Origin of the sequence: Kribbella polygonati (assembly GCF_050320105.1) — a bacterium.
Classification (GTDB): Bacteria; Actinomycetota; Actinomycetes; order Propionibacteriales; family Kribbellaceae; genus Kribbella.
On the sequence record NZ_CP190129.1, the window covers coordinates 223,090 to 245,721 of the forward strand.

The 22,632-nt window shown below is 69.1% G+C and carries 18 protein-coding genes; 11 read left to right on the forward strand and 7 right to left on the reverse strand.

The features are described 5' to 3' along the window. Positions 1-116: 116 nt before the first annotated feature. From ACQHIV_RS00940 to ACQHIV_RS00950, 3 genes are read left to right on the forward strand one after another with little or no spacing between them, the layout of a single operon-like run. Positions 117-980 (forward strand): ABC transporter permease, encoded by an 864-nt coding sequence (locus ACQHIV_RS00940; RefSeq protein WP_427890695.1) that lies wholly within the window; start codon positions 117-119, stop codon positions 978-980. After that, a complete protein-coding gene (locus ACQHIV_RS00945; protein WP_427890697.1) occupies positions 977-1,876 on the forward strand; it encodes a carbohydrate ABC transporter permease in 900 nt (299 codons plus the stop codon). Before ACQHIV_RS00940 ends, ACQHIV_RS00945 begins: the two co-directional genes overlap by 4 nt. Continuing rightward, positions 1,873-3,474 (forward strand): hypothetical protein, encoded by a 1,602-nt coding sequence (locus tag ACQHIV_RS00950; RefSeq protein WP_427890699.1) that lies wholly within the window; start codon positions 1,873-1,875, stop codon positions 3,472-3,474. Before ACQHIV_RS00945 ends, ACQHIV_RS00950 begins: the two co-directional genes overlap by 4 nt. 994 nt (positions 3,475-4,468) lie before the next feature. Here the strand turns inward: ACQHIV_RS00950 and ACQHIV_RS00955 are convergent. Further along, complete coding sequence (locus tag ACQHIV_RS00955) at positions 4,469-5,686, reverse strand: SGNH/GDSL hydrolase family protein (protein ID WP_427890700.1); 1,218 nt, start codon at positions 5,684-5,686, stop codon at positions 4,469-4,471. Positions 5,687-5,835: 149 nt separating this feature from the next. Between ACQHIV_RS00955 and ACQHIV_RS00960 the strand changes: the two genes are divergently transcribed. Beyond that, positions 5,836-8,337, forward strand: coding sequence for a DEAD/DEAH box helicase (locus ACQHIV_RS00960; RefSeq protein ID WP_427890702.1), 2,502 nt, complete (start codon positions 5,836-5,838; stop codon positions 8,335-8,337). On the opposite strand, the gene fabV is transcribed toward ACQHIV_RS00960, so the two are convergent. Together fabV and murA are read right to left on the reverse strand one after the other, a co-directional pair. Continuing rightward, positions 8,324-9,511, reverse strand: a complete 1,188-nt coding sequence (gene fabV, locus ACQHIV_RS00965) for an enoyl-[acyl-carrier-protein] reductase FabV (RefSeq protein ID WP_427890703.1) — start codon at positions 9,509-9,511, stop codon at positions 8,324-8,326. The genes ACQHIV_RS00960 and fabV overlap by 14 nt on opposite strands. A 70-nt stretch (positions 9,512-9,581) precedes the next feature. Continuing rightward, entirely contained in the window at positions 9,582-10,868 is a 1,287-nt protein-coding gene (gene murA / locus ACQHIV_RS00970; protein ID WP_427890705.1) for a UDP-N-acetylglucosamine 1-carboxyvinyltransferase, read from the reverse strand. Positions 10,869-10,917: 49 nt separating this feature from the next. Here murA and ACQHIV_RS00975 point away from each other — a divergent pair, with 49 nt between their 5' ends. Continuing rightward, a complete protein-coding gene (locus ACQHIV_RS00975) occupies positions 10,918-11,499 on the forward strand; it encodes a cob(I)yrinic acid a,c-diamide adenosyltransferase (protein WP_427890707.1) in 582 nt (193 codons plus the stop codon). Here ACQHIV_RS00975 and sppA read toward each other — a convergent pair. The 3 genes from sppA to ACQHIV_RS00990 all read right to left on the reverse strand — a co-directional run bounded on the left by sppA (position 11,496) and on the right by ACQHIV_RS00990 (position 14,585). Continuing rightward, positions 11,496-13,148 (reverse strand): signal peptide peptidase SppA, encoded by a 1,653-nt coding sequence (gene sppA, locus ACQHIV_RS00980; protein WP_427890709.1) that lies wholly within the window; start codon positions 13,146-13,148, stop codon positions 11,496-11,498. The two genes, ACQHIV_RS00975 and sppA, sit on opposite strands and share 4 nt — an antisense overlap. A gap of 78 nt (positions 13,149-13,226) precedes the next feature. Next, a complete protein-coding gene (locus ACQHIV_RS00985) occupies positions 13,227-14,177 on the reverse strand; it encodes a hypothetical protein (protein WP_427890711.1) in 951 nt (316 codons plus the stop codon). A gap of 75 nt (positions 14,178-14,252) precedes the next feature. Next, positions 14,253-14,585: a hypothetical protein gene (locus tag ACQHIV_RS00990; protein ID WP_427890713.1), complete on the reverse strand. Its 333-nt coding sequence runs from the start codon at positions 14,583-14,585 to the stop codon at positions 14,253-14,255. A 122-nt stretch (positions 14,586-14,707) separates the two neighbouring features. Between ACQHIV_RS00990 and ACQHIV_RS00995 the strand changes: the two genes are divergently transcribed. From ACQHIV_RS00995 to ACQHIV_RS01020, 6 genes are read left to right on the forward strand one after another with little or no spacing between them, the layout of a single operon-like run. Continuing rightward, on the forward strand, positions 14,708-15,031 hold the full coding sequence (locus tag ACQHIV_RS00995; protein WP_427890715.1) for an STAS domain-containing protein: 324 nt from the start codon (positions 14,708-14,710) through the stop codon (positions 15,029-15,031). Between the two features lie 18 nt (positions 15,032-15,049). Further along, positions 15,050-17,074 carry a methylmalonyl-CoA mutase family protein gene (locus ACQHIV_RS01000; protein ID WP_427890717.1) on the forward strand — a complete coding sequence of 675 codons (2,025 nt, stop codon included), beginning with the start codon at positions 15,050-15,052 and terminating at the stop codon, positions 17,072-17,074. 11 nt (positions 17,075-17,085) lie between these two features. After that, complete coding sequence (locus tag ACQHIV_RS01005; protein ID WP_427890719.1) at positions 17,086-18,393, forward strand: GH32 C-terminal domain-containing protein; 1,308 nt, start codon at positions 17,086-17,088, stop codon at positions 18,391-18,393. Positions 18,394-18,402: 9 nt separating this feature from the next. After that, positions 18,403-19,224, forward strand: coding sequence for an aldo/keto reductase (locus tag ACQHIV_RS01010; RefSeq protein WP_427890721.1), 822 nt, complete (start codon positions 18,403-18,405; stop codon positions 19,222-19,224). A 4-nt stretch (positions 19,225-19,228) separates the two neighbouring features. Next, positions 19,229-20,188 (forward strand): Dyp-type peroxidase, encoded by a 960-nt coding sequence (locus tag ACQHIV_RS01015; RefSeq protein ID WP_427890723.1) that lies wholly within the window; start codon positions 19,229-19,231, stop codon positions 20,186-20,188. Further along, positions 20,188-20,991: a family 1 encapsulin nanocompartment shell protein gene (locus ACQHIV_RS01020; RefSeq protein ID WP_427890725.1), complete on the forward strand. Its 804-nt coding sequence runs from the start codon at positions 20,188-20,190 to the stop codon at positions 20,989-20,991. Before ACQHIV_RS01015 ends, ACQHIV_RS01020 begins: the two co-directional genes overlap by 1 nt. On the opposite strand, the gene ACQHIV_RS01025 is transcribed toward ACQHIV_RS01020, so the two are convergent. Then, a complete protein-coding gene (locus ACQHIV_RS01025; protein ID WP_427890727.1) occupies positions 20,988-22,556 on the reverse strand; it encodes a Na+/H+ antiporter in 1,569 nt (522 codons plus the stop codon). The genes ACQHIV_RS01020 and ACQHIV_RS01025 overlap by 4 nt on opposite strands. Positions 22,557-22,632: the final 76 nt, after the last annotated feature.

A 22,632-nucleotide genomic window follows, 5' to 3' on the forward strand; every position in this document is an offset into this window, starting at 1 on the left:
CAGCCGCGACGCCGACCGGTTCCGGACCGCCGGGCGCCGTCACGGACAGTACATCCAGTGCCACCAAACCGCTGTCGTGGTGGGCACGCGCCAGACGGGACAAGGTCCTGCTGCTGATGGCGCTGCCCGGGCTCGTGCTGCTGCTGGCGTTCCACTATCTGCCGTTGCTCGGGAACCTGATCGCGTTCCAGGAGTACCTGCCGTTCGTTCCGCTCGGCCGCAGCGCCTGGGTCGGGTTCGACAACTTCGCGGTGATCTTCAACGGCGACGCCGAGTTCCTGAACGCCCTCAAGAACACGCTGCTGATCACGATCGTCCAGGTGATCTTCGTGTTCCCGGCGCCGATCGCGCTGGCGCTGCTGCTGAACAGCCTGCTGTCCGAACGGATCAAGCGGGTCGTGCAGTCGGTGCTGTACCTGCCGCACTTCCTGTCCTGGGTGATCGTGATCGCGATCTTCCAGCAGATCCTCGGCGGCAGCGGGCTGATCAACAACTTCCTGCGCTCGCACGGGATGGGCACGATCGACTTCCTCGGCAACCCGGACGGGTTCGTCGCGCTGCTCACCAGCCAGGTGATCTGGAAGGACACCGGCTGGGGGACGATCCTGTTCCTGGCCGCGCTGACCCAGATCGACCCCGGGTTGTACGAGGCCGCGCGGGTCGACGGCGCATCCCGCTGGCGGCAGTTGTGGCACGTCACGGTGCCCGGTATCCGCGGGCTGATCATCCTGCTGCTGATCCTGCGGCTCGGCGATTCGCTGACCGTCGGGTTCGAGCAGATCATCCTGCAGCAGAACCTGGTCGGGCGGCCGGCGAGCGAGGTACTGGACACGTACGTCTACAACAACGGCGTACTGGCCGGCCAATGGGGCGTCTCTGCCGCGGTCGGACTGGTGAAGGGACTTGTTGCCGTCGTCCTGGTGATCGGCGCCAACAAGATCGCGCACATCTTCGGTGAGGCGGGGGTGTACCAGAAATGAGTACCTTGGAGCAGAAGGGAATCGAGGACGCGCCGGCGATGTCGTCGCGGGTGCTCAAGACCGTCGTACTGCTGGTCTGCTGTGCGGTCGTCGTCATCCCGTTCCTCGGGGTGATCTCGACGAGCATCGCCAGCCAGCGCCACGTGACGAACTCGGGCGGCTTCGTACTCTGGCCGGACGGGCTCAACTGGGACGCGTACAAGGCGATCTTCAACGGCGGCGTGGTGCAGCGGGCGCTCGGCGTCAGCGTACTGATCGCCGTCGGCGGCACGCTGGTCAGCCTCGCCGGGTCGACGATGCTGGCGTACGCGCTCAGCCAGCGCGGCTCGTTCGGGCAGCGGCCGATCCTGCTGATCGTGCTGTTCAGCCTGCTGTTCAGCCCCGGGCTGATCCCGAACTACCTGGTGGTGAAGGAGTTCGGGCTGCTCGACTCGCTGCTCGCGCTGATCCTGCCGACCGCGATCAGCGGGTTCAACGTGATCGTGCTGCGCTCGTTCTTCATGAGCATCCCGGACTCGGTGCTCGACTCCGCCCGGGTCGACGGCGCCGGCGACTTCCGGATCTTCTGGTCGGTCGTACTGCCGCTGTCCAAGGCCGTGCTCGCGGTGATCGGGCTGTTCTACGCGGTCGGGTACTGGAACGCGTTCTTCAACGCGATGCTCTACATCAACGACACCGCGAAATGGCCGTTGCAGCTGGTACTGCGCACGTACGTCATCAACAACACCGAGCTGAGCAGCGGGGACCTCGGCGGCGCGTCGGCCGACCAGTTGCCGCCGCAGGAGTCCATCCAGATGGCGATCCTGGTGGTGTCGCTGGTGCCGATCCTGATCGTGTACCCGTTCCTGCAACGGCACTTCGCGAAGGGCATGCTGACGGGGGCGGTGAAGGGATGACTCTTCGGCGAAGGACATTCCTGGCCGGGTCGCTCGCTCTCGGGCTGACCGGCTGCGCCACGGTGACCAGGTCGACCGACATCGCGGCGCTGAACAGGCCGGTCGCGCTGCCGACGTACAAGCGGTTCGAGGGGCCGAAGCCGGACCTGCCGCGGAGCCATCCGTTGATGCCGGACTGCTTCTACCGGTTCCCGGAGCACCCGGTGACCGTGACGCACGGGGCGCCCGGCGACGGGCACGACGTGACCGGTTCGGCGCCGACGTCGAACCCGATCCCGCCGTCCGCGGACCGCAACCCGTACTGGCAGGAGCTGAACAAGCGGCTCGGCGCACCGCTCGAGCTGAACATCACGGCGGCGGCCGACTACCCGAACAAGTTCGCCACCGCGGTGGCCGGCGACACGCTGGGCGATCTGTTCAACGTGGACGGCGGGTTCGCGTACCTGCCGCAGTTCCTGGAGGCGCGGGCGCAGGATCTGACGGAGTACCTGTCCGGGGACGCGATCCTCGAGTACCCGTTCCTGGCGAACGCGCCGCAAGCGTCCTGGCGCGGCTGCGTGTTCTCGGGCGGCATCCGCGCCGTACCGATCCAGCGCGGGATCATGTCGTCGAACACGCTGCTCGTCCGGCAGGACCTGATGGACCAGCTCGGCGTGGCGCTCGGTTCGCCGACGCCCGACGACCTGCAGAAGGTGGCCAAAGCGGTCACCGACGGGCGGAAGAACCGGTGGGGGTTAGCCGTACCACCGACCGCGACGCTCAGCGCGATGCTTGGACTGCCCAACGGATGGGAGGTGCGAGACGGGAAGCTCGTGCACAGCCGGGAACTGCCGGAGCACAAGGAGATGCTGGCCATCACCCGGCAGATGGTGAAGGACGGCGTGATCCACCCGGACGGGGTCGCGAAGGCGAACCAGAAGGTGTGGTTCACGCAGGGGTCGGCGGTGATGACGCAGGACACGTACTCGTCGATCCAGAGCTTCTACCGGCGCGCGACCGACCAGTCGTTCAGCATCTCGATCCCGGTACCGCGGACCGCCGACGGGAAGGTCGGGCGGGTGCTGCTCGGATCTCCCAACAACTCGATCGCTGCCATCCGGCCGGGGCCGCCGGCGCGGATCAAGACGCTGCTGCGGGTGCTGAACTGGTTCGCGGCGCCGTTCGGGACGGAGGAGTACCTGTTCCGGAAGTTCGGTCTGCCGGGGCGGCACTACACGCTGAACGGGACGGATCCGGTGCTGACGAAGGACGGCGGGAGCGAGGTCTGCCTGGGGGAGTTCCCCATCCAGTACCTGGCCGACGGGCCGTATCCGGCGTACTTCCCGGGCCATCCCGAGGCGGTCGACACGGCGTACGCCCACTTCAAGGCGGTGCTCCCGACCGCGATCACCTCACCGACGTACGGGCTGTATTCACCCACCCAGTCCACGAAGGGGAAGATCCTCGACACCCGGATGGACTCCCTCACCAAGGACATCCAGCTAGGCCGAGCCGACCTCAACTCCTGGGACGACGCCGTCGCCGACTACCGCAAGTCCGGCGCGGATGCCATCCGCAACGAACTAGAACAGGCCCTAGCTATCAAGGGCGAGAAGTAAGAGCTGACAGGTGAGGTCCACGGGAGAACAACAACTGACAAGCGAGGTCTACGTGCGAGCGAAGAACTGACACGAGAAGCCCTACGCCTACCCCGGTCCCGCGCCGGGGTAGGCGCCCATCCACCAGCCGACTCACCCGCACATACGACCAGTTCTCGTGCGACCTGCTCTTACACCACCTGTTCCTGCAGCGCCTGGTCCTGCAGCGCCTGCTCCTGCGGCACCTGCTCCCTGCGGCACCTGGTCCTGGGGCACCTGGTCCTGGGGCACCTGGTCCTGGGGCACCTGGTCCTGGGGCACCTGGTCCTGGGGCACCTGGTCCTGCGGCACCTGCTCCCTGCGGCACCTGGTCCTGCGGCACCTGCTCCCTGCGGCACCTGGTCCCGCAGCACCTGCTCCTGCAGCACCTGCCGGCTCCCGTGCGCCCGCAGTACCTGTGCGTCCACCGCCTGTGCACCCGCCACATGAGTCTCCACCGCGTGGGCACCCGCCACGTGAGTCTCCACCGCGCGAGCCTCCACCGGGCGTACCCACCACATGCGCGTCTATCACGTGCGCGTCCGCCGCGTATGCGCCCAGCGGGTGTGCAGCCACCGCGTGTGCGCCCGCTCCGTATTCACCTGCCGCGTGTGCGCCCAGCGCGTGTGCCCACGACGTGAGCCTCCACCGCGTGTGCACCCACAACGTGTGCGCCCGCCGCATGCGCGCTCTGCGCGTCAGCCGCCACCACGTGAGCCGCCTCCCAGGTGAGCCTCCAGCCACGTGAGCCTCCACCGAGGGTGTGCCCCCGGCGTACGTGTGCACCTGCCGCGTGAGTGCCCACCAGCGGATGGATGCCGCGCGTGCGTACTGCGTGCGTACGCGTTGGTGCCAGGCGGATCGCATCGCCTGCTTTTGTGAGTCGTTGTCAGCCGAAGCGTGTGACCGGGGCCTGTGAGCGCGTACTACTGACGTCAGCCTCAGGCGCCACTCCTGCACCTTCCCCGGCCGGGGGCTACTGGCAGCGGAGGGAGTCGAGGTTGGGGGCTTCGCCCATGGCTTGGTTGCCGGCGTCGTTGGGGTGGAGGCCGTCGCCGCCGTCGTAGGTGGGGGAGAGGCGGGTGGGGTTGGCCGGGTCCCGGGTGGCGGCGTCGAAGTCGGCTACGGCGTCGAACTCGCCGCTGGTGCGGATGAACGTGTTCACGGCTTCGCGAACCGCTTCCTTCTCGGGGGTGTACACGAAGGAGCTGCCCATCGGGGTGAGGGTGCCGCCGACGATGCAGCGGCCGGTGGCGTGGACTCGGGCGATCAGCTGGCGATAGCCGGCGATCAACTGGTCGGTGGTGGCGCCCGCGTAGATGTCGTTGATGCCCTCGAGCAGGAGCACCGTGCGTACGCCGGGCTTCGTCAGCACGTCCTTGTCGAGCCGCGCCAGCGCGCTCGCCCCGGCGCTGCCTGCCTTGGCGACGCCGCCGAGGACGCGGTTGCCGGAGATGCCCTCGTTGGAGATCGCGAGCCGGCGCGGTTCGGGCAGTTGCGCGTACCGGTCGGCGAGGACGTCGGGCCACCTCCGGTTCGTGTCGATCGTCGTACCGACCGAGGACGTGATCGAGTCGCCCAGCGTCGCGACAGTCTGCACCTCGTGCGGGGCGTCGACGATCGCGGCGTTGACGAAGTACCAGGCCGCGGACTCGGTCTGGTACGCCGTACTCGTCTCGTCGGCCGCGTGGTCGCCCGATGTCGACTTGTAGCTGTGCTGCATCGCCCGGTTGTGCGCGGTGATCACGCCTGTCGTGCCGACCACGTGCAGGCTGACGGTCAGGTTCGTCAGTGCGGGAACCGCCCCGGGCAGTGGATCGCTGATCGCCATCGCGCCCGGCGGGATCGTCACCGCCGTACTGCCGCCGAACGTCAGCCGCCGGCTCGAACCCGGCACCACACCCGCACCGGTCGCCTGCCGGCCGACGTACGCCGAGTCCGTGACCAGCGGCTGGTCGCCGTTCGCGTTGGAGATCCGGATCCGCAGGTCCTTCCCGCCGACGCTGGTCCGCAGGATGTTCCGTACTGTCGTGTCGTTCAGCGTCCCGCCGGCAATGTCGTCGGCCGCGCCCCACGTGGTCACGACCGCGTCGCCCGCGCCCTGATTGTCCGGGGTGGCGGCGCTCACCAGACCCGCCGCACCCATCGCTGTCACCAGCAAACTCGCGCCCATCCGGCGCCATGTCATCGTCATGCGAATCAAGTCACCTCCGAATAGCTACGCATGCAATCGTTTGCAGGGATCTTGTCGCCGAACGGTCCTCTCCGCGAGCCGAACGGTGCGTCTGCGACCGGGGACCCGGCGGAACTGGTGGGTTGGTTGTTCAGGGACAATAGGTAGTGATGACGCTGACTGAGAAACTTCCGGGGACCACCGAGCCTGACGACCTGTTCGACGCCTTCCAGGGCTGGGTGGGGGAGCAGGGGATCTCGTTGTACCCGGCTCAGGAAGAGGCGTTGATCGAGGTGATGACCGGGTCGAACGTGATCCTGTCGACGCCGACCGGCTCCGGGAAGAGCCTGGTCGCCACCGGTGCGCACTTCGCCGCGCTCGCGAACAGCCAGCGGACCTTCTACACCGCGCCGATCAAGGCCCTGGTTTCGGAGAAGTTCTTCGCGCTCTGCGACATCTTCGGCGCCGACAAGGTCGGCATGCTCACCGGCGACGCCGCGGTCAACGCCTCGGCGCCGATCATCTGCTGTACGGCGGAGGTGCTCGCGAACATCGCGCTCCGCGAGGGGTCCGTCGCGGACATCGGCCAGGTCGTGATGGACGAGTTCCACTTCTACTCGGAGCCGGACCGCGGCTGGGCCTGGCAGGTCCCGCTGCTGGAGCTGCCGAAGGCGCAGTTCATCCTGATGTCCGCGACCCTCGGCGACGTCGAGCGCTTCAAGATCGACCTGTCCCGACGCACCGGTCGCCCGACCGCGATCGTCGCGTCCGGCGAGCGCCCGGTCCCGCTGATCTACAAGTACGTCACCACCGCCCTGCACGAGACCCTCGAAGAGCTCCTGACGACGCACCAGGCACCGGTGTACGTCGTGCACTTCACCCAGGCCGCTGCCCTGGAACGCGCGCAGGCCCTGATGAGCATCAACGTCTCCTCGAAGGAGGAGAAGGAGAAGCTCAACGAGCTGATCGGCAACTTCCGGTTCAGCAAGGGCTTCGGCCGGACGCTGCAGCGGCTCGTGAAGCACGGCATCGGGGTGCACCACGCCGGCATGCTGCCGAAGTACCGGCGGCTCGTCGAGCAGCTCGCGCAGGCCGGTCTGCTCAAGGTGATCTGCGGCACGGACACCCTCGGCGTCGGCATCAACGTCCCGATCCGGACCGTCGTACTCACGGCGCTCAGCAAGTACGACGGACGCCGCCAGCGGATCCTGAAGGCGCGCGAGTTCCACCAGATCGCGGGCCGCGCGGGCCGGGCCGGGTACGACACGTCCGGCACCGTCGTCGTCGAGGCCCCGGACCACGTCGTCGAGAACGTGAAGGCCCTCGCGAAGGCGGGTGACGACCCGAAGAAGCAGCGCAAGGTGCAGCGGAAGAAGCCGCCGGAAGGGTTCGTGACCTGGGGCGAGGACACGTTCGACCGGCTGGTCGCGGCCGATCCGGAGGCGCTGCAGTCGCGGATGCGGGTCAGCCACGCGATGCTGCTGAACGTGATCGCCCGCGACGGCAACGCGTTCGAGAGCATGCGGCAGCTGCTCCGCGACAACCACGAGGACTCGCGCTCGCAGGTCCGGCTGATCCGGCGCGCGATCCAGATCTACCGCACGCTGGTCACCGCGGGCGTCGTCGAACGGCTCGACGAGCCCGACGAGAACGGCCGCATCCTCCGGCTGACCGTCGACCTGCAGAAGGACTTCAGCCTCAACCAGCCGCTGTCCACGTTCGCGCTGGCCGCGCTCGACCTGCTCGACCCGGCGGATCCGTCCTACGCGCTCGATGTCGTCTCGATCATCGAGGCGACGCTGGAGGATCCGCGGGCGGTGCTCTGGGCGCAGGAGCACCACGCCAAGGGCGAGGCCGTGAACGCGATGAAGGCCCAGGGCATCGAGTACGACGAGCGGATGGAGCTGCTGGAGGACGTCAGCTGGCCGAAGCCGCTCCAGGAGTTGCTCGAGGCAACGTTCGAGATGTACCGGCAGACGCATCCGTGGATCGCGGACACCGGGCTGTCCCCGAAGTCCGTGGTCCGGGACATGTTCGAGCGGGCGATGACGTTCGGCGAGTTCATCGGGTTCTACGGGCTGGCGCGCTCGGAGGGCGTCGTACTGCGGTATCTGAGCGACGCGTACAAGGCGCTCCGGCAGACCGTGCCGCCGGACAAGGTCGACGAGGACCTGGCCGACCTGATCGAGTGGCTCGGCGAAGTGGTCCGCCAGACCGACTCCAGCCTGCTCGACGAGTGGGAGGAGCTGACGAACCCGACCGACGAGTCGCAGGTCGAGGTCGTTCCGGCCGGGCCGCGCCGGATCACTTTGAACACCAGGGCGTTCCGGGTCCTCGTCCGCAACGCGATGTTCCGCCGCGTCGAGCTACTCGCCCTGCACCGCTGGGCGGAGCTGGGCCAACTCGACGGCGAGGCGGGCTGGGACGCGGGCCGCTGGGCCGAGGCCGGTACGGCGTACTACGCCGAGCACGAGGACGTCGGTACCGGCCCGGAGGCCCGCGGTCCCGCGCTGTTCCTGGTCGAGGAACACCCGGGCTACTGGGAGGTCCAGCAGATCATCGACGACCCGGAAGGCAACCACGACTGGCGGATCACCGCGTCCGTCGACCTGGCCGCCTCCGACGAGGCGGCCGAACTCGTCCTCGAGCTGGCGTCGTTCAAGCCCCTGTAGCTGTTGCGGCAGGCCACTCCACGTCCACCTCGGTCTCGGCGTCGTAGTCCACCCCCGGTACGTCGAACCCGTACAGCCGGCGGACCTCGGCCAGGAACCACGCGGCGTCCGCGACCTCGGCGATGTTGTCCTGGGTCGCCGACTGCCACCGCGCCCGGACGGCGTCCTGCACCTCGTCGGACAGCTCCCACCGGTCGAGGCGGATCCGGCCCTCGTCGTCGAGGTCGAGCGGCGTCGCACCGGTGAGCTGGTCCCAGAGCGCGACGGACTGCTCGACAGGTGACTGCAAGGGGGTGACGTTGTGCAGGAGGCTGACATACAGCCCGATGCCGGGGATCGCGGAGGACGACTGCGTGACGGCCGCGCCGTTCACCGAGGTCATCGCGGTCACGCCGTCGGCGGCCAGCTTCAGCGCGGTCTGCTCGAGGTCCGCCTTCGCGGCGCCGATCGAACCCTGCCGGTACAGCGGGCCGGTCAGCTCGGAGCCGATGTACGTCAGCGCGACCGTGTTGAAGCCGGGCTTGAGCAGGTCGCGCTCCTGCAGCGCCGCGACCCAGCGGGTCCAGTCCTCGCCGCCCATCACCTTCACGGTCTGGGCGATCTCGTCGTCGTTCGCGACCTCGATCGGAACGGCCTCCTGCAGCACGGGCTCGCCGTCCTCGAAGGCCAGGCTCTTCGTACTGTGCGGGGCGCCGATCGCCTTCAGTACCGACTGGTACGTCTCGCCGGTGCGCGGGTCGGTCCGGCGGGGCGCGGCGACGCTGTAGATCAGGTGGTCGACCTTGCCGAGCTTGTCCGCGACAAGCTGGAGCACCTCGTCCTTGGTGGTGTCCGCGAAGGCGTCGGCGTTCACGAAGGTCCACGAGCGGCCGAGCTCGGCGGCCAGCGCTGCCGTCTCGGCGGTCCGGTACCACCCGGCGGTCGCCGTACGACGGGCCGTGGCCGCCTTCTCGAAGCAGACGCCGATCCCGTCGATCCCGTACCGCGCGAGCCCCGCGATCGTGGTCGCCAGCCCGTAGCCGGAGCTCGACCCGATCACCAGCGCCGTACGCCGCTCCGCCGGCCGCCCCTCGACCTCCGCCGCCATGTCCCGCACCACCCGGGCACACCCCGCCGGATGCGAGTCCAGGAAGAGGAATCCCCGACCGACCGGCTTCACCACGCGCTCACTCATGCAGAGACCCTAACCCGGCGGATCGGCCGATCAGGCGGAAGTTCCGGAAGAGTGCCGGAGGAATGCCGGTTCAGTTCCAGTACAGTTCCGCGTCGTCCGGCTCGACCGTGACGTTCCCGCCGAGGCGGCGGAGGTTGCCGGCGAAGTCGGTGTAGCCGCGGTGCACGTGATGAGCGGCCGAGACCAGGGTCTCGCCCTCGGCGGCCAGCCCGGCGAGGACCAGCGCGGCGCCGGCCCGGATGTCGGAGGCGACCACCGGCGCACCGGACAGCCGCGGTACGCCGCGGACGACCGCGTGGTGCCCGTCGGTCTGGATCTGCGCGCCCAGCCGGGTCAGCTCCTGCGCGAACGTGAACCGGCCCTCGAACAGGTTCTCGGTCACCATCGCGGCACCGTCGCTCAACGCGTTCAGCGCGATCACGAACGCCTGCAGATCGGTCGCGAACCCCGGGTACGGCAGCGTCACCACGTCCACCGGCTTCGGCCGGTCGTGCATCCGGACCCGGAAGCCCGGGTTCAGCACGGTGATCTCGGCGCCGGCCTTGTGCAGCTTGTCGAGCGGCAGCTCGAGGTGCTCCGCGTGACCGTTGGAGACGGTCACGTCGCCCTTGGTGATCGCGGCCGCGAACGCCCAGCTCCCGGACACGATCCGGTCCGGGACCACCACGTGGTCGACCGGGTTCAGCAGCCCGTTCACGCCGGTGATCTCGATCCGCGGCGAGCCGGCGCCGTCGATCTGCGCGCCCATCTCGACCAGCATCGCGGCGATGTCCTGGATCTCCGGCTCGCGGGCGGCGTTCTCGATGATCGTGGTGCCCTTCGCGAGCACCGCCGCCATCATGATCGTCTCGGTCGCGCCGACGCTCGGGAAGTCCAGCCAGACCTCGGCGCCGTGCAGCCCCTGCGGCGCCTCGGCGATCACGAACCCGTGCTCGATGTGCACCTTCGCGCCCATCGACTCCAGCCCGGCGACGTGCATGTTCAGCCCGCGGGAGCCGATGTTGTCGCCGCCCGGCAGCGCCACCTCCGCCTGGCCGCAGCGGCCCAGCAGCGGGCCGAGCACCGAGATCGAGGCCCGCAGCTTGCGGACCAGTTCGTAGTCGCACTGGTGCCGGACGGTGCCCGGTACGGCGATCGTCGCGAGCCCCGCGTCCGCGTCCACCTTCACCGAGCAGCCGAGCGTGTCCAGCAGTTGGGCCATGAACGTGACGTCCAGGATGCCCGGCACCTGCCGCAGCGTCGTCGTACCTTCGGCGAGCAACGCCGCCGCCATCAGCTTGAGCACGCTGTTCTTCGCTCCGGCCACCTCGACAGCGCCGTCGAGCCGTGCCTCACCCGCGATTCGAAACCGTTCCACCGGTCGACTGTAGCGTTTGACGGTCCCGGGGTTTGCGTAGAGTCCTGGCATGGCTGTGAACTTGACGCGGATCTACACCCGCACCGGTGACGCCGGCGAGACCCGCCTCGGCGACAACTCCACGACCTCGAAGACCGACCCGCGACTGGCGGCGTACGGCGAGGTCGACGAGGCGAACTCGGCGATCGGGGTGGCGATCGCCGCTGGGCACCTGAACAGTGCGATCGCGGTGCTGCTGACCCGGATCCAGAACGACCTGTTCGACGTCGGCGCGGACCTGTGCAATCCGGTCGCGCCGGATCCGGAGTACCCGCCGCTGCGCGTCACCCAGGACTACATCGACCGGCTCGAGGGCTGGTGCGACGAGTACAACAATCGTTTGACCAAGCTGCGGTCGTTCATCCTGCCCGGCGGTACGGAAGGCGCGGCGTACCTGAACGTGGCCCGTACGGTCGTACGGCGCGCCGAGCGGGCCGGCTGGACCGCCGTCGAGGCGCACGGCCCGTCGATCAACCTGCTCGCGATCACCTACCTGAACCGCCTGTCCGACCTGCTCTTCATCCTCGGCCGGGTCGCCAACCTCTCCTCCGGCGGCGACGTCCTCTGGGTCCCGGGCGGCGAACGGGACTAGCCGATCTCCCAGTTGAACGGCATCCGCAGTACGCCCGCGGGCGGCAGGCCCAGCGCGCTGTAGAGACCGGTGGTCAGGCCGTCGAGTGTCAGCGGCGCTGCCGTGACGGCCAGGTCGTCGGTCGTCGTGGGCGCCTTGAGCTGGCTCAACAGGTTGCGGTGCGGTACGGCGGTGACCGCGATCTCGTCGCGGTCCAGACCAGCTCGGTTACACGCCAGTGTCAGCGCGTGCTGGAAACCGCCCAGCTCGTCGACCAGCTTGTGGCTGTGGGCGTCCGCACCGGTCCAGACCCGGCCCCGGGCGAGCGCCTCCAGCCGTTCTTCTGGAAGGCCCCGGTCCTGGGCTGCCTTGGCGACGAAGTCCTTGTAGATGCGGTCGAGCGTTTCCTCCAGCCGCGCCCACTGCTCGTCGGTGAACTCTTCCTGCGCCGAGTACATCTGCGCGTTCGCACCTTCGGACACTGCCTGCTGTGAGATGCCGATACGACCAAGCGCGTCCCGTACGACGCCCTTGCCGGTCAGCACGCCGATAGAGCCGGTGATGGTGCCCGGTTGCGCCACGATGACGTCAGCCGGCATCGCTACGAAGTACCCGCCGGATGCGGCGACACTGCCCATCGACGCGATGACAGGGCGCCCGGTGGACCGCAGCCGCAGTACCTCGTTGCGGATCGCGTCAGAGGCGACGTACGAGCCGCCTGGGCTGTCTACGCGCAGCACGACCGCCTTGACGTGGTCGTTGGCGGCCACGGCGCGCAGGGCGGCACCCACGGTGTCAGAGCCGGAGCCAGGGCCGCCCATGGGGCTGTTGGAGTTGCGGCCGACGGAGATGCCGCCTGTGACGCGTACTACCGCCACCAGTGGCTTCTGCGGCCAGGGGAGCGTCTTGCGTACTTCGTCCAGCGTCCGCGGCCCCCGGCGAATGTAGCGCTCAGCCAGGAGCCTGTCGTCGTACTGCAGCTGCTTCTCGAGCTCGTCGTACACGTCCGACCGGTAGCCGAGCCGATCGACCAGCCCGGCGTCCAGGCCGGCCTGTGCGTGCAGCGGCGCGCTGTCGACGAGCTCCCGCACTCGGGTGGTGTCCAGCCGGCGCCGTACAGCGATGCCTTCGACGATCTGCTCGTACGCCGACTCCGCCAGCCGCGAGGCCATCTCCCGGGCCGGGCCGGTCATCTCACGCTCGGTGAACGTGTCGGCCGCGGTCTTGTACTCGCGCCGCTTGCCGAACTGGGGGATCACGCCCGCCTTGTCCAGCGCGCTCCGGATGAAGACGGCCTGCACCGAGACACCTGTGATCGCCAGGTCGCCGGACGGCTGCAGCCAGATCTCGTCGAACGCCGTGGCCAGGTAGTACGGGACGGTGCCCTGGCCGGCCTCCCCGAACGACTCGGTCCACGCCACGGCCGGCTTCCCCGACGTACGGAAGTCGGCCACCGCCTCACGCAGCTCCTGCACCTGCGCGAGCGACAGCCGATGAGCGCCGAGATGCGCGATCAACCCGACGACCCCGTCGTCCCGGGCCCCCTTCCGCAACGCGGCAACCAGCTCACGAAGCGTCGGCAGATGCCGCATCCGAAACGCGGCCACGGGTGAGGCGGGCGGCGTCTCGAGTACGCCACGGGTCAGATCCAGCTCAAGCAGTGTCCCCATACCCCGACCCTAGACGCTCGGAAAAAGACCTGTCCCCGTCCGGTTCGGCCGGACGGGGACAGGTCTGTTACAGCTGGGTCACTCGCCCAGTCGCTGGAGCCCACCCGAGCTGGTCAGCAGGAAGTGCACCTTCGCGCCGAACGTGGCGTTGAAGTTGCCGTAGCTCTTGATCGCCGTGCTGGTGCCGGTGGCCTTGCTGACGGCGTACACGGTGGCGGTGTTGGTGTCGTGGTCGAACGCGGTCAGCAGCGTGCTGGTCGCGCCGCACCGCTGCGCGACCAACGAGTCGAATGCCGCGAACCCGGACGCACGGACCTGCTTCACGACCGGCTTCATCGGCAGCTTGACCGGCACGTGCACGGTGTAGAGCGCACCGCCCTTGGTCAGCACCAGCAGGGTGTCGTACGTCGCCGTCTCGGCGATCAGCGTCATCGCCTTGACCGACCCGAAGCCGGGCGCCGAGCCGTACGATCGGGCCTTGTCCTCCACCGTGTAGCGGTAGAGCGATCCGTTGGCGTGCAGACCGTACAGGAGCGAGTGCTCGTTCACGCCGTACACGTAGTTGGAGTCGGTGATCTGGCTGAATCCACGCCAGCCGGTGCCCAGCTTGATCGTCCGCACTGTCGGCGTGGTGGCCGAGCCCGTGTACGTCGTGATCGCGCCGTACAGGTTGTCGCCCTGCAGGACGAGCCCGTGGAAGAAGTCCGTCGTACCGTAGCTCTCCTGGTACCAGCTGGCGCTCGAGCGGACCCCGAACAGCTTGTACGGGTCCAGCGGCTTCGCGGTGACCGGCCGGGTCGCCGTCACGTCGTACCCGCCGGCCGTCCCGGCCGCGTTCACGGCCCCGACGCTGAGCCCACAGGCGGTGGCCGCAGCCTGGGCGTTGGTGGTGGGGAGCTTTCGGGCGGCTTTCCCGGCGTTCCGGAAGGAGTCGGGTCCGGGCTTGGCCGCGGTCGCGGCTGCCGGTACCGCCGCCGCGGTGACCAGGCCCAGCCCGGCCAGCGCGAGCGCAACACGTCGCAGTCTCATGGACGCTACATCGGTGGATGAGCACTCAGTGTTACCGACGCTACGGAGTGTTGCTGATCAGGTACAGTCCGGTGGTCAGGAAGCGTCGAGGAGGCCGCGGGCGGCGGGTTCGTCGTGGGGCCAGACGTAGACGGTCCAGCCGGTGGTGGTGCGGGCGGCGGTCGCCTTGATGCCGAAGGTCTTCAGGCGGGCGACCAGGACGCGGGCCTCGTTGTACGACTGGACGGTGCGGATGTCGGTCAGCAGGCCGAAGGAGTCCGGTTCGGCGGGGGTCTGGTCGACCCGGCGGACCAGCGACCCGCCTTTGGCCTTCGAGAACGCCCAACGGCACAGCAGCACCATCACGCCGGCCAGGGCGATGGCCACCACCGGGAACAGGAAGTACTCCTCGGCGAACACGCTCACCATTGTCTCGCGGATCAAAAGATCGTGAGGTGTTGGCAACCTTCCGTGTCTTCAGGGAGTCTTTACGAACACAAGCTGTCACGCGGCCGTGACTCGGGGGCCGCCGGAGGACGGAGGGCACGGACATGCTCGCACCGACGTACAGCCAGCCCGACAACGTGATCCACCTGACCGGAATCCTGGACGTCCGCTCGGTCGGCGACGTCCGGCAGACCCTCAACCAGCTGATCGACACCTCCGTCGGCGACGTGATCGTCGACCTGGAGGAGGTCGACGCGGTCGACGCGACCGGCCTCGGCCTGCTGGTCGCCACCCACCGCCGCACCCAGCTCCTGGGCCGCCAACTGGTCCTCTGGCACCCCATGCCCGCGGTGGTCCGCATCCTCGCGGTCACCCGCCTCCACCGCGTCCTGCACGTGGAACGCACCCCCCTACCGATCAGCGCCTGACTGTGATGTAGGCCCCTGGTGACGCCAGTCACGAGGGGCAGACTCACAAGGGCACACAGTCCTACTCTCGGGTACATGGATCGACCCTGGGTGATGCGGACGTACGCGGGCCACTCCTCCGCGGCCGAGTCCAACGCGCTGTTCCGGCGGAACCTGGCGAAGGGGCAGACCGGGCTGTCGGTCGCCTTCGACCTACCGACGCAGACCGGGTACGACGCCGACCACGCGCTGGCGAAGGGTGAGGTCGGAAAGGTCGGCGTACCGGTCGCGCATCTGGGTGACGTACGGGCGTTGTTCGACCAGATCCCGCTGGCGCGGATGAACACGTCGATGACGATCAACGCGACCGCGATGTGGCTGCTCGCGCTCTACCAGGTCGCCGCGCAGGAGCAGGGTGCGCTGCCGGGCGAGCTGACGGGTACGACGCAGAACGACATCGTCAAGGAGTACCTGTCCCGAGGCACGTACGCGTTCCCGCCGGACGCGTCGCTGCGGCTGACCACCGACGTGATCGCGTACACGGTCGCGACCATGCCGAAGTGGAACCCGATCAACATCTGCAGCTACCACCTGCAGGAGGCCGGCGCCACGCCCGTACAGGAGCTGGCGTTCGCGCTGTCGACCGCGATCGCCGTGCTGGACCGGGTCCGCGACGGTGGACAGGTGCCGCCGGAGCGGTTCGGGGACGTCGTGCAGCGGATCTCGTTCTTCGTGAACGCGGGCGTTCGCTTCATCGAGGAGACGTGCAAGATGCGCGCGTTCGTCCGCCTCTGGGACACGCTGACGCTGGAGCGGTACGGCGTGACCGACCCGAAGGCGCGCCGCCTGCGGTACGGCGTACAGGTGAACTCGCTCGGGCTGACCGAGGCGCAGCCGGAGAACAACGTGCAGCGGATCGTCCTCGAGATGCTCGGCGTGACGCTGTCGAAGAACGCCCGCGCCCGGGCCGTCCAGCTGCCGGCATGGAACGAGGCGCTCGGGCTGCCGCGGCCGTGGGACCAGCAGTGGTCGTTGCGGATGCAACAGGTGCTGGCGTACGAGTCCGACCTGCTCGAGTACGACGACATCTTCGACGGTTCGCACGTGATCGAGGCGAAGGTCGACGAGCTGGTCGCCGGTGCGCAGCAGGAGATCGACCGCGTCCAGGCGATGGGCGGTGCGGTCGCCGCGGTCGAGACCGGGTACCTGAAGCAGGCGCTGGTCGCGTCACACGCGGAACGCCGGCAGCGGATCGAGTCCGGTGAGCAGATCGTGGTCGGCGTGAACAAGTTCGAGAACACCGAGCCGTCGCCGCTGACCGCCGACCTCGACTCCGCGATCCAGACCGTCGACCCGGCCGCCGAGTCCGCCGCGCTGGAGTCGCTGCGCCGCTGGCGCGCCGAGCGTGACGCCGACGCGGTGGAGACCGCGCTGGCCAAGCTCCGGGCGGCCGCCAAGTCGACCGGCAACCTGATGCCGGTCACGCTCGAATGCGCCCGCGCCGGCGTGACGACGGGGGAGTGGGCCGGCGTCCTGCGGGAGATGTACGGCGAGTACCGCGCGCCGACCGGGGTGTCCGGGTCGGTCGGGGTGTCCGCGGGCGGCGCGCAGATCGCCGCGGTCCGGGACAAGGTCGCCGCGACGTCGGCCGACCTCGGTGGACGGCTGCGCTTCCTGGTCGGCAAGCCCGGCCTGGACGGGCACTCGAACGGCGCCGAGCAGGTCGCGGTCCGGGCCCGGGACGTCGGCTTCGAGGTGATCTACCAGGGCATCCGCCTGACGCCGGAGCAGATCGTCGCCGCCGCGGTCGCCGAGGACGTGCACTGCGTCGGCCTGTCGATCCTGTCCGGCTCGCACATGGAACTCGTACCGCAGGTCGTCGAGGGTCTCCGCGAGGCCGGACTCGAGGACGTCCCGGTCGTCGTCGGCGGCATCGTCCCCGAGGCGGACGCCGCCGCGCTGCGGGCGGCCGGGGTGGCCGCGATCTACACGCCCAAGGACTACGACCTGACCGGCATGATGGCCGACGTCGTCGACGTGATCAGGCAGGCCAACAAGCTCTAGCATTGACGCCTGTGACCGAGCAGCCGTTGTACGGCGAGACGTGGCGACCGCAGCAGCACTTCACCGCTCGGCAGTTCGGTCCTGAACTGCTGGAGCCCGGGAAGCGCCAGGAGGGCTGGCTCAACGACCTGAACGGGCTCGTGTACTACGAGGGCGAGTACCACCTGTTCGCCCAACGCTGGAACAAGTGCTGGATCCACGCCGTCAGCGACGATCTTGTGCACTGGACCGAGCTACAGCCCGCGTTCTGGGAAGAAGCGCCAGACAGCGGCGTACAGTCCGGCTCGGTCGTGATCGACTACGGCAACACCTCTGGGCTCTCGGCTGATCCGGACAGACCGGCAATGGTTGCGTTCTGGTCGCGTAACGACAACCTGAGCCAGTGCCTGTCGTTCAGCCTTGACAAGGGCCGCACCTGGCAGCACTACGACGGCAACCCGATCATGGAGATGCCTGAGCGCGACCCGAAGGTGTTCCGGTACGACGACCACTGGGTGATGCTGCTGTACGGCGACCAGCAGTACCACCTGCTGACGTCGACCGATCTCCTGCACTGGACCGACACCGGCAACGTCGTACCGGACAGCTTCGAGTGCCCGGACTTCTTCGAGCTCCCGCTCGACGGCGGCGACCCGAAGTGGGTGCTGGTCCGCGGCGACGGCAAGTACTCGGTCGGCACGTTCGACGGTACGACGTACACCGAGGAGACCGGGCAGCTCCGGTCGGACGCCGGGCCGAACTTCTACGCCACCCAGACCTGGAACAACACCGAGACCGGCGACGGCCGCCGGATCCAGGCCGCGTGGATGCGGGACGGCCGCTATCCGGGGATGCCGTTCAACCAGCAGGTCACGATCCCCTGCGAGCTGACCCTGCGCACGGTCGACGGCACGCCGCGCCTGTTCCGGAACCCGGTCCGCGAACTGACCACGCTGTACGACGGCAGCACGCACTGGTCCGGCACCGTGAAGCCGGGCGCCGTCAAGGTCCTCGCCGAAGGCCCGGTCGAGGCGGACCTGCACCTCGACGTCGAGATTCCGCCCGGCGCGACTCTGACCGTGGACGTCTCCGGTACGACGGTGGACCTGGCCGAAACGACCGTGGCAGCGGAGCCGGTCTCCGGCGGGCTGCGGACCGTCCGGGTGCTGATCGACCGGACCTCGGTGGAGGTGTTCGCGAACGACGGCGAGGTGTCGGTCTCGCGCTGCTACCTGCCGGCCGGCGGCGGGCTGGTGCTGACCGCGACCGCGCCGGTCCAGGTCGCCGCGACGCTTTACAGTCTCGCGTCGATGTGGCCGGATCGCCGATCCGGCTGGTAGAAGGAATACATGACCTTGAGCAGCACGCGAAAGCTGTCCAACGGAACCGAGTTGCCGGTGTTCGGGCTCGGAGTCTGGCAGGTGAACGACGGGCTCGAGTGCGAGCGCGCCGTGCGGTGGGCGCTGGAGGCCGGGTACCGGCTGATCGACACCGCGCAGGCGTACCGCAACGAGGCCAGCGTCGGGAAGGCGATCCGGGAGAGCGGCGTGCCGCGCGAGGAGATCTTCCTGACCACCAAGTTCTACCCGGGTGGCAAGGACGCGCGGGTCGAGGCGGAGAAGAGCCTGGAGCGGCTCGGCACCGACTACCTCGACCTGTACCTGATCCACTGGCCGCAGGGTGGCCCGACCTGGGCGTGGCCGGCGATGGAGGCCGCGGTCGACGCCGGGCTCACCAAGGGCATCGGCATCTCGAACTTCAGCACCGCCGAGCTGGCCGAGCTGGAGAAGGTCGCCCGGATCAAGCCGGTCGCGAACCAGGTCCAGTTCAGCCCGTTCGAATACCGTGCGGCGCTCGTCGACGCCTGTGAGGCGGCCGGCGTCGTCGTCCAGGCGTACAGCCCGCTCGGCACCGGCCGGCACCTGGACGACCCGGTGGTCACCCGGATCGCGCAGGCCACGGGGCACACCCCGGCGCAGGTGTTGATCCGCTGGGCGATCCAGAAGGGCCTGTCGGTGATCCCGAAGCCCACCCATCAGGACCGGATCGTGGAGAACGCGGGCGTCTTCGACTTCGAGCTCGACGAGGCCGCGATGTCCGCCCTGGACGGTCTCGACACCACCGGCCGGACCGCCGACGCACTCTCCCAGAGCGGCAAGTGGTGGTCCTGACCCGATGATCCAGGACGTACTGCGGGAGCCCGCGAAGGCGGCGATCTTCCTGGTCGCCGACGTACGTCCCGGATCCGAGGCGGCCGTGCGGGACGTGCTGGCGGACCTCGCCGGCCTGACCCGCGCGGTCGGCTTCCGCGCCCCCGGCGACCAGCTCAGCTGTGTCGTCGGCATCGGCGCGTCGCTGTGGCCAAGGATCTACCGGGCCCGGGCGCCGCGGGACCTGCACCCGTTCCGCGGGCTGGCTGGTGCGCGGCACACCGCCCCGGCGACGCACGGGGACCTGCTTTTCCACCTCCGCGCCCGGCGCCTGGACCTGTGCTTCGAGCTGGAGCGTCAGCTGATGCGGCGGCTCGCCGGGCATGTGCGGGTGCTCGACGAGGTCCAGGGGTTCAAGTACTTCGACGAGCGGGACCTGCTCGGATTCGTCGACGGTACGGAGAACCCGGCGGGCGCGGCGGCCGCCGCCGCGCTGGCGATCGGCGACGCGGATCCGGCGTACGCCGGGGGCAGCTACGTGATCGTGCAGAAGTACCTGCACGACCTGGACGCCTGGCAGGCGCTGCCGGTCGCCGAGCAGGAGCGGGTGATCGGCCGGTCCAAGCTCAGCGACGTCGAGCTGACCGAGCAGCCGGTGAACTCGCACGTCGCGGTGAACACGATCGTCGACCCGGACGGCACCGAACACCAGATCGTCCGCGAGAACATGGCCTTCGGCTCGCCGGGAGCCGCCGAGTTCGGCACGTACTTCATCGGGTACGCCGGGACGCCGGCGGTGATCGAGCGGATGCTGCGGCGGATGTTCGTCGGCGAGCCGCCCGGGAACCACGACCGGATCCTGGACTTCTCGACCGCGGTCACCGGCAGCCTGTTCTTCGTCCCGACCGCTGACTTTCTCGAGAATCCCACCCTCACCAGCACTGACGGTTCGCTGGGGATCGGCAGCCTGAAAAGGAGTTCCTGATGACGAACAACCTGCACCGCGAGCTGGCCCCGGTCTCGGACGCCGCCTGGGGCGAGATCGAGGAGGAGGCCCGCCGCACGTTCACCCGGGACATCGCCGGGCGCCGCGTGGTCGACCTGGTCGGCCCCGCCGGACCCGGGCTGTCCTCGGTCGGCACCGGCCACACCGAGCCGGTCGAGGCGCCCGGCTCCGGGGTCCAGGCGCTCCGCAGGCTCTCGCAGCCGATCATCGAGCTGCGCGTCCCGTTCACCGTGACCCGCCAGGCTGTCGACGACGTGGAGCGCGGCGCGAAGGACTCCGATTGGCAGCCGGTGAAGGACGCCGCGAAGCAGATCGCCTACGCCGAGGATCACCTGGTCTTCCACGGCTCCGACGCGGCCGGGATCGTCGGCCTCGCCCCGAGCACGTCCAACGACGTACTGGCGCTGCCTGGTGAGGCGAAGGACCTGCCGGACACCGTGTCGCAAGCGCTGCGTGCACTGCGCCTGGCCGGTGTGGCTGGTCCGTACAGTCTGTTGCTGTCCGCTGACGCGTACACGGCCGTGGCCGAGACGACCGACCACGGTTATCCGATCCGGGAGCACCTGGCCCGGCTGATCGGGGACGGCGAGATCATCTGGGCTCCCGCGCTCGAGGGCGCGCTGCTGGTGTCTACGCGAGGAGGGGACTACGAGCTGCACCTTGGGCAGGACCTGTCCATCGGTTACCTGTCCCATGACGCCGACAGCGTGCAGTTGTACCTGCAGGAGTCGCTGACGTTCCTGGCGCTCACGGCGGAGTCCAGCGTCGTACTGCGACCCTAAAGCTCCAGCAGGGCCCGTTCTTCATGGTCCAGTTCGCGGCGGAGCTTGCGCAGGCTCGCGTCCGGTAGTCGGCCGGCGTCGCGCCAGCGGACCAGCTCCGCGCGCTGGGCGTTGATGATCGCCCGGCGCGCTTCGACCGCGGCACGGTAGTCCTGCGGCCAGGTGATGTCGCCGTCGCCCGACTGGAGCAGTGCGGCGCTGCGGGCCTTGTACCGGTCGGCCCGGGCAGCCAGGTTGGCTCGCAGTACGGAAGCCAGTTCGGTGCCGATGCGTTCCGCCTCCAGGAGCCGGTCCACGGTGGCTAGGCCTGCTTCCACACCGGCCAGGCGTGCGTCGTTGTTCAGCTGCTCCACCTCGGTAGCGTTGACGCCTAGCCTGAGCCGGCGTAGCAGTGGCGCAAACGTGAGGCCCTGGCCCACCAGCGTCACCAGGACAACGACGTACCCACAAACGATCAGTAGGTCTCGCTGTGGGAAGGCATGCAGCGGTACGGCGACCAGTGCGGCCAGGGTGATGACGCCACGGGTGCCCGCCCAGCTCATGGCCACGACCTCGCGCGGGTGGAGGCGCTCGGACGGCGTGATGCCGAGTCGTGCATGCAGGCCGACCGGTACGAGCTGTGTGAGCACCAGCCACAACGGCCGGACCAGTAATACCGCTCCGACTGTTACCGCTGCGGCTGCGATGACCTGGCCGTTGAGCATGCCGGGGAGCTGCTGGCCGATCATCAGGAAGATGAACCCCTCCAGCAGGAACTCGACCAGCTCCCACACCGCACCCGTCTGCAGCCGGGAGGCGCCCGTCTCCTCGCGGCCGGCGTCGTACCCGATCATCAGGCCGGCGATCACGACCGCGAGGACGCCGGACGAGTGGATCTCCTCGGCGAGCAGGTACGCGACGAACGGCGCCGCGAGCGAGACCGCATTGCCGATCAGCGGGTCGCGCAACCACGGCCGCGCCTTCCGGATCGTCCACGCGACCAGCCCGCCGACCGCGAGCCCGCCGGCGATCGCCAGCACGAACCGCCCGGACGCGGCCGCCCACGAGAACCCGGTGCCGACCGCGGCCGCCAGCGCCAGTTGGTACGTCGTGAGCGCGGTCGCGTCGTTGAGCAGGCCCTCGCCCTCGATCAGCACGATCAACCGGGGCGGCAGCCCGGCGCGGCGGCCGATCGACAGCGCCGCGACCGGGTCCGGCGGCGCGACCGCGGCCCCGAGAACGAGCCCGACCGCCAACGGCATCCCTGGTACGACGAGGCTCACCAGCGCGCCGACCACGAACGCCGTCAGCAGCACGAGCAGCACCGACAGGCTGACGATCGGCCGCAGGTTCGCCCGTATTGCGGGCAGGCTCGACCGCCGCGCGGTGCTGTAGAGCAGCGGCGGCAGCACGAGCAGCAGGACGACCTCTGGGTCCAGCGTGAGCTTCGGCCCGGGCAGTACGGCGTACACCAGGCCGGCCAGCGTGAGCAGGATCGAGGACGGTACGCCGAACCGGGAGCCGGCGCCGCGGGCGAGCACCACGACCGCGGCCATCGCGAGTACGAACCACACCTGTCCGGCCACGGGACCTCCCGGGGACGCGCCGACGTTACCGGCAACCTATCCCTGCCGGTACGCCGGAACGCCCCGGTTTGTCCGC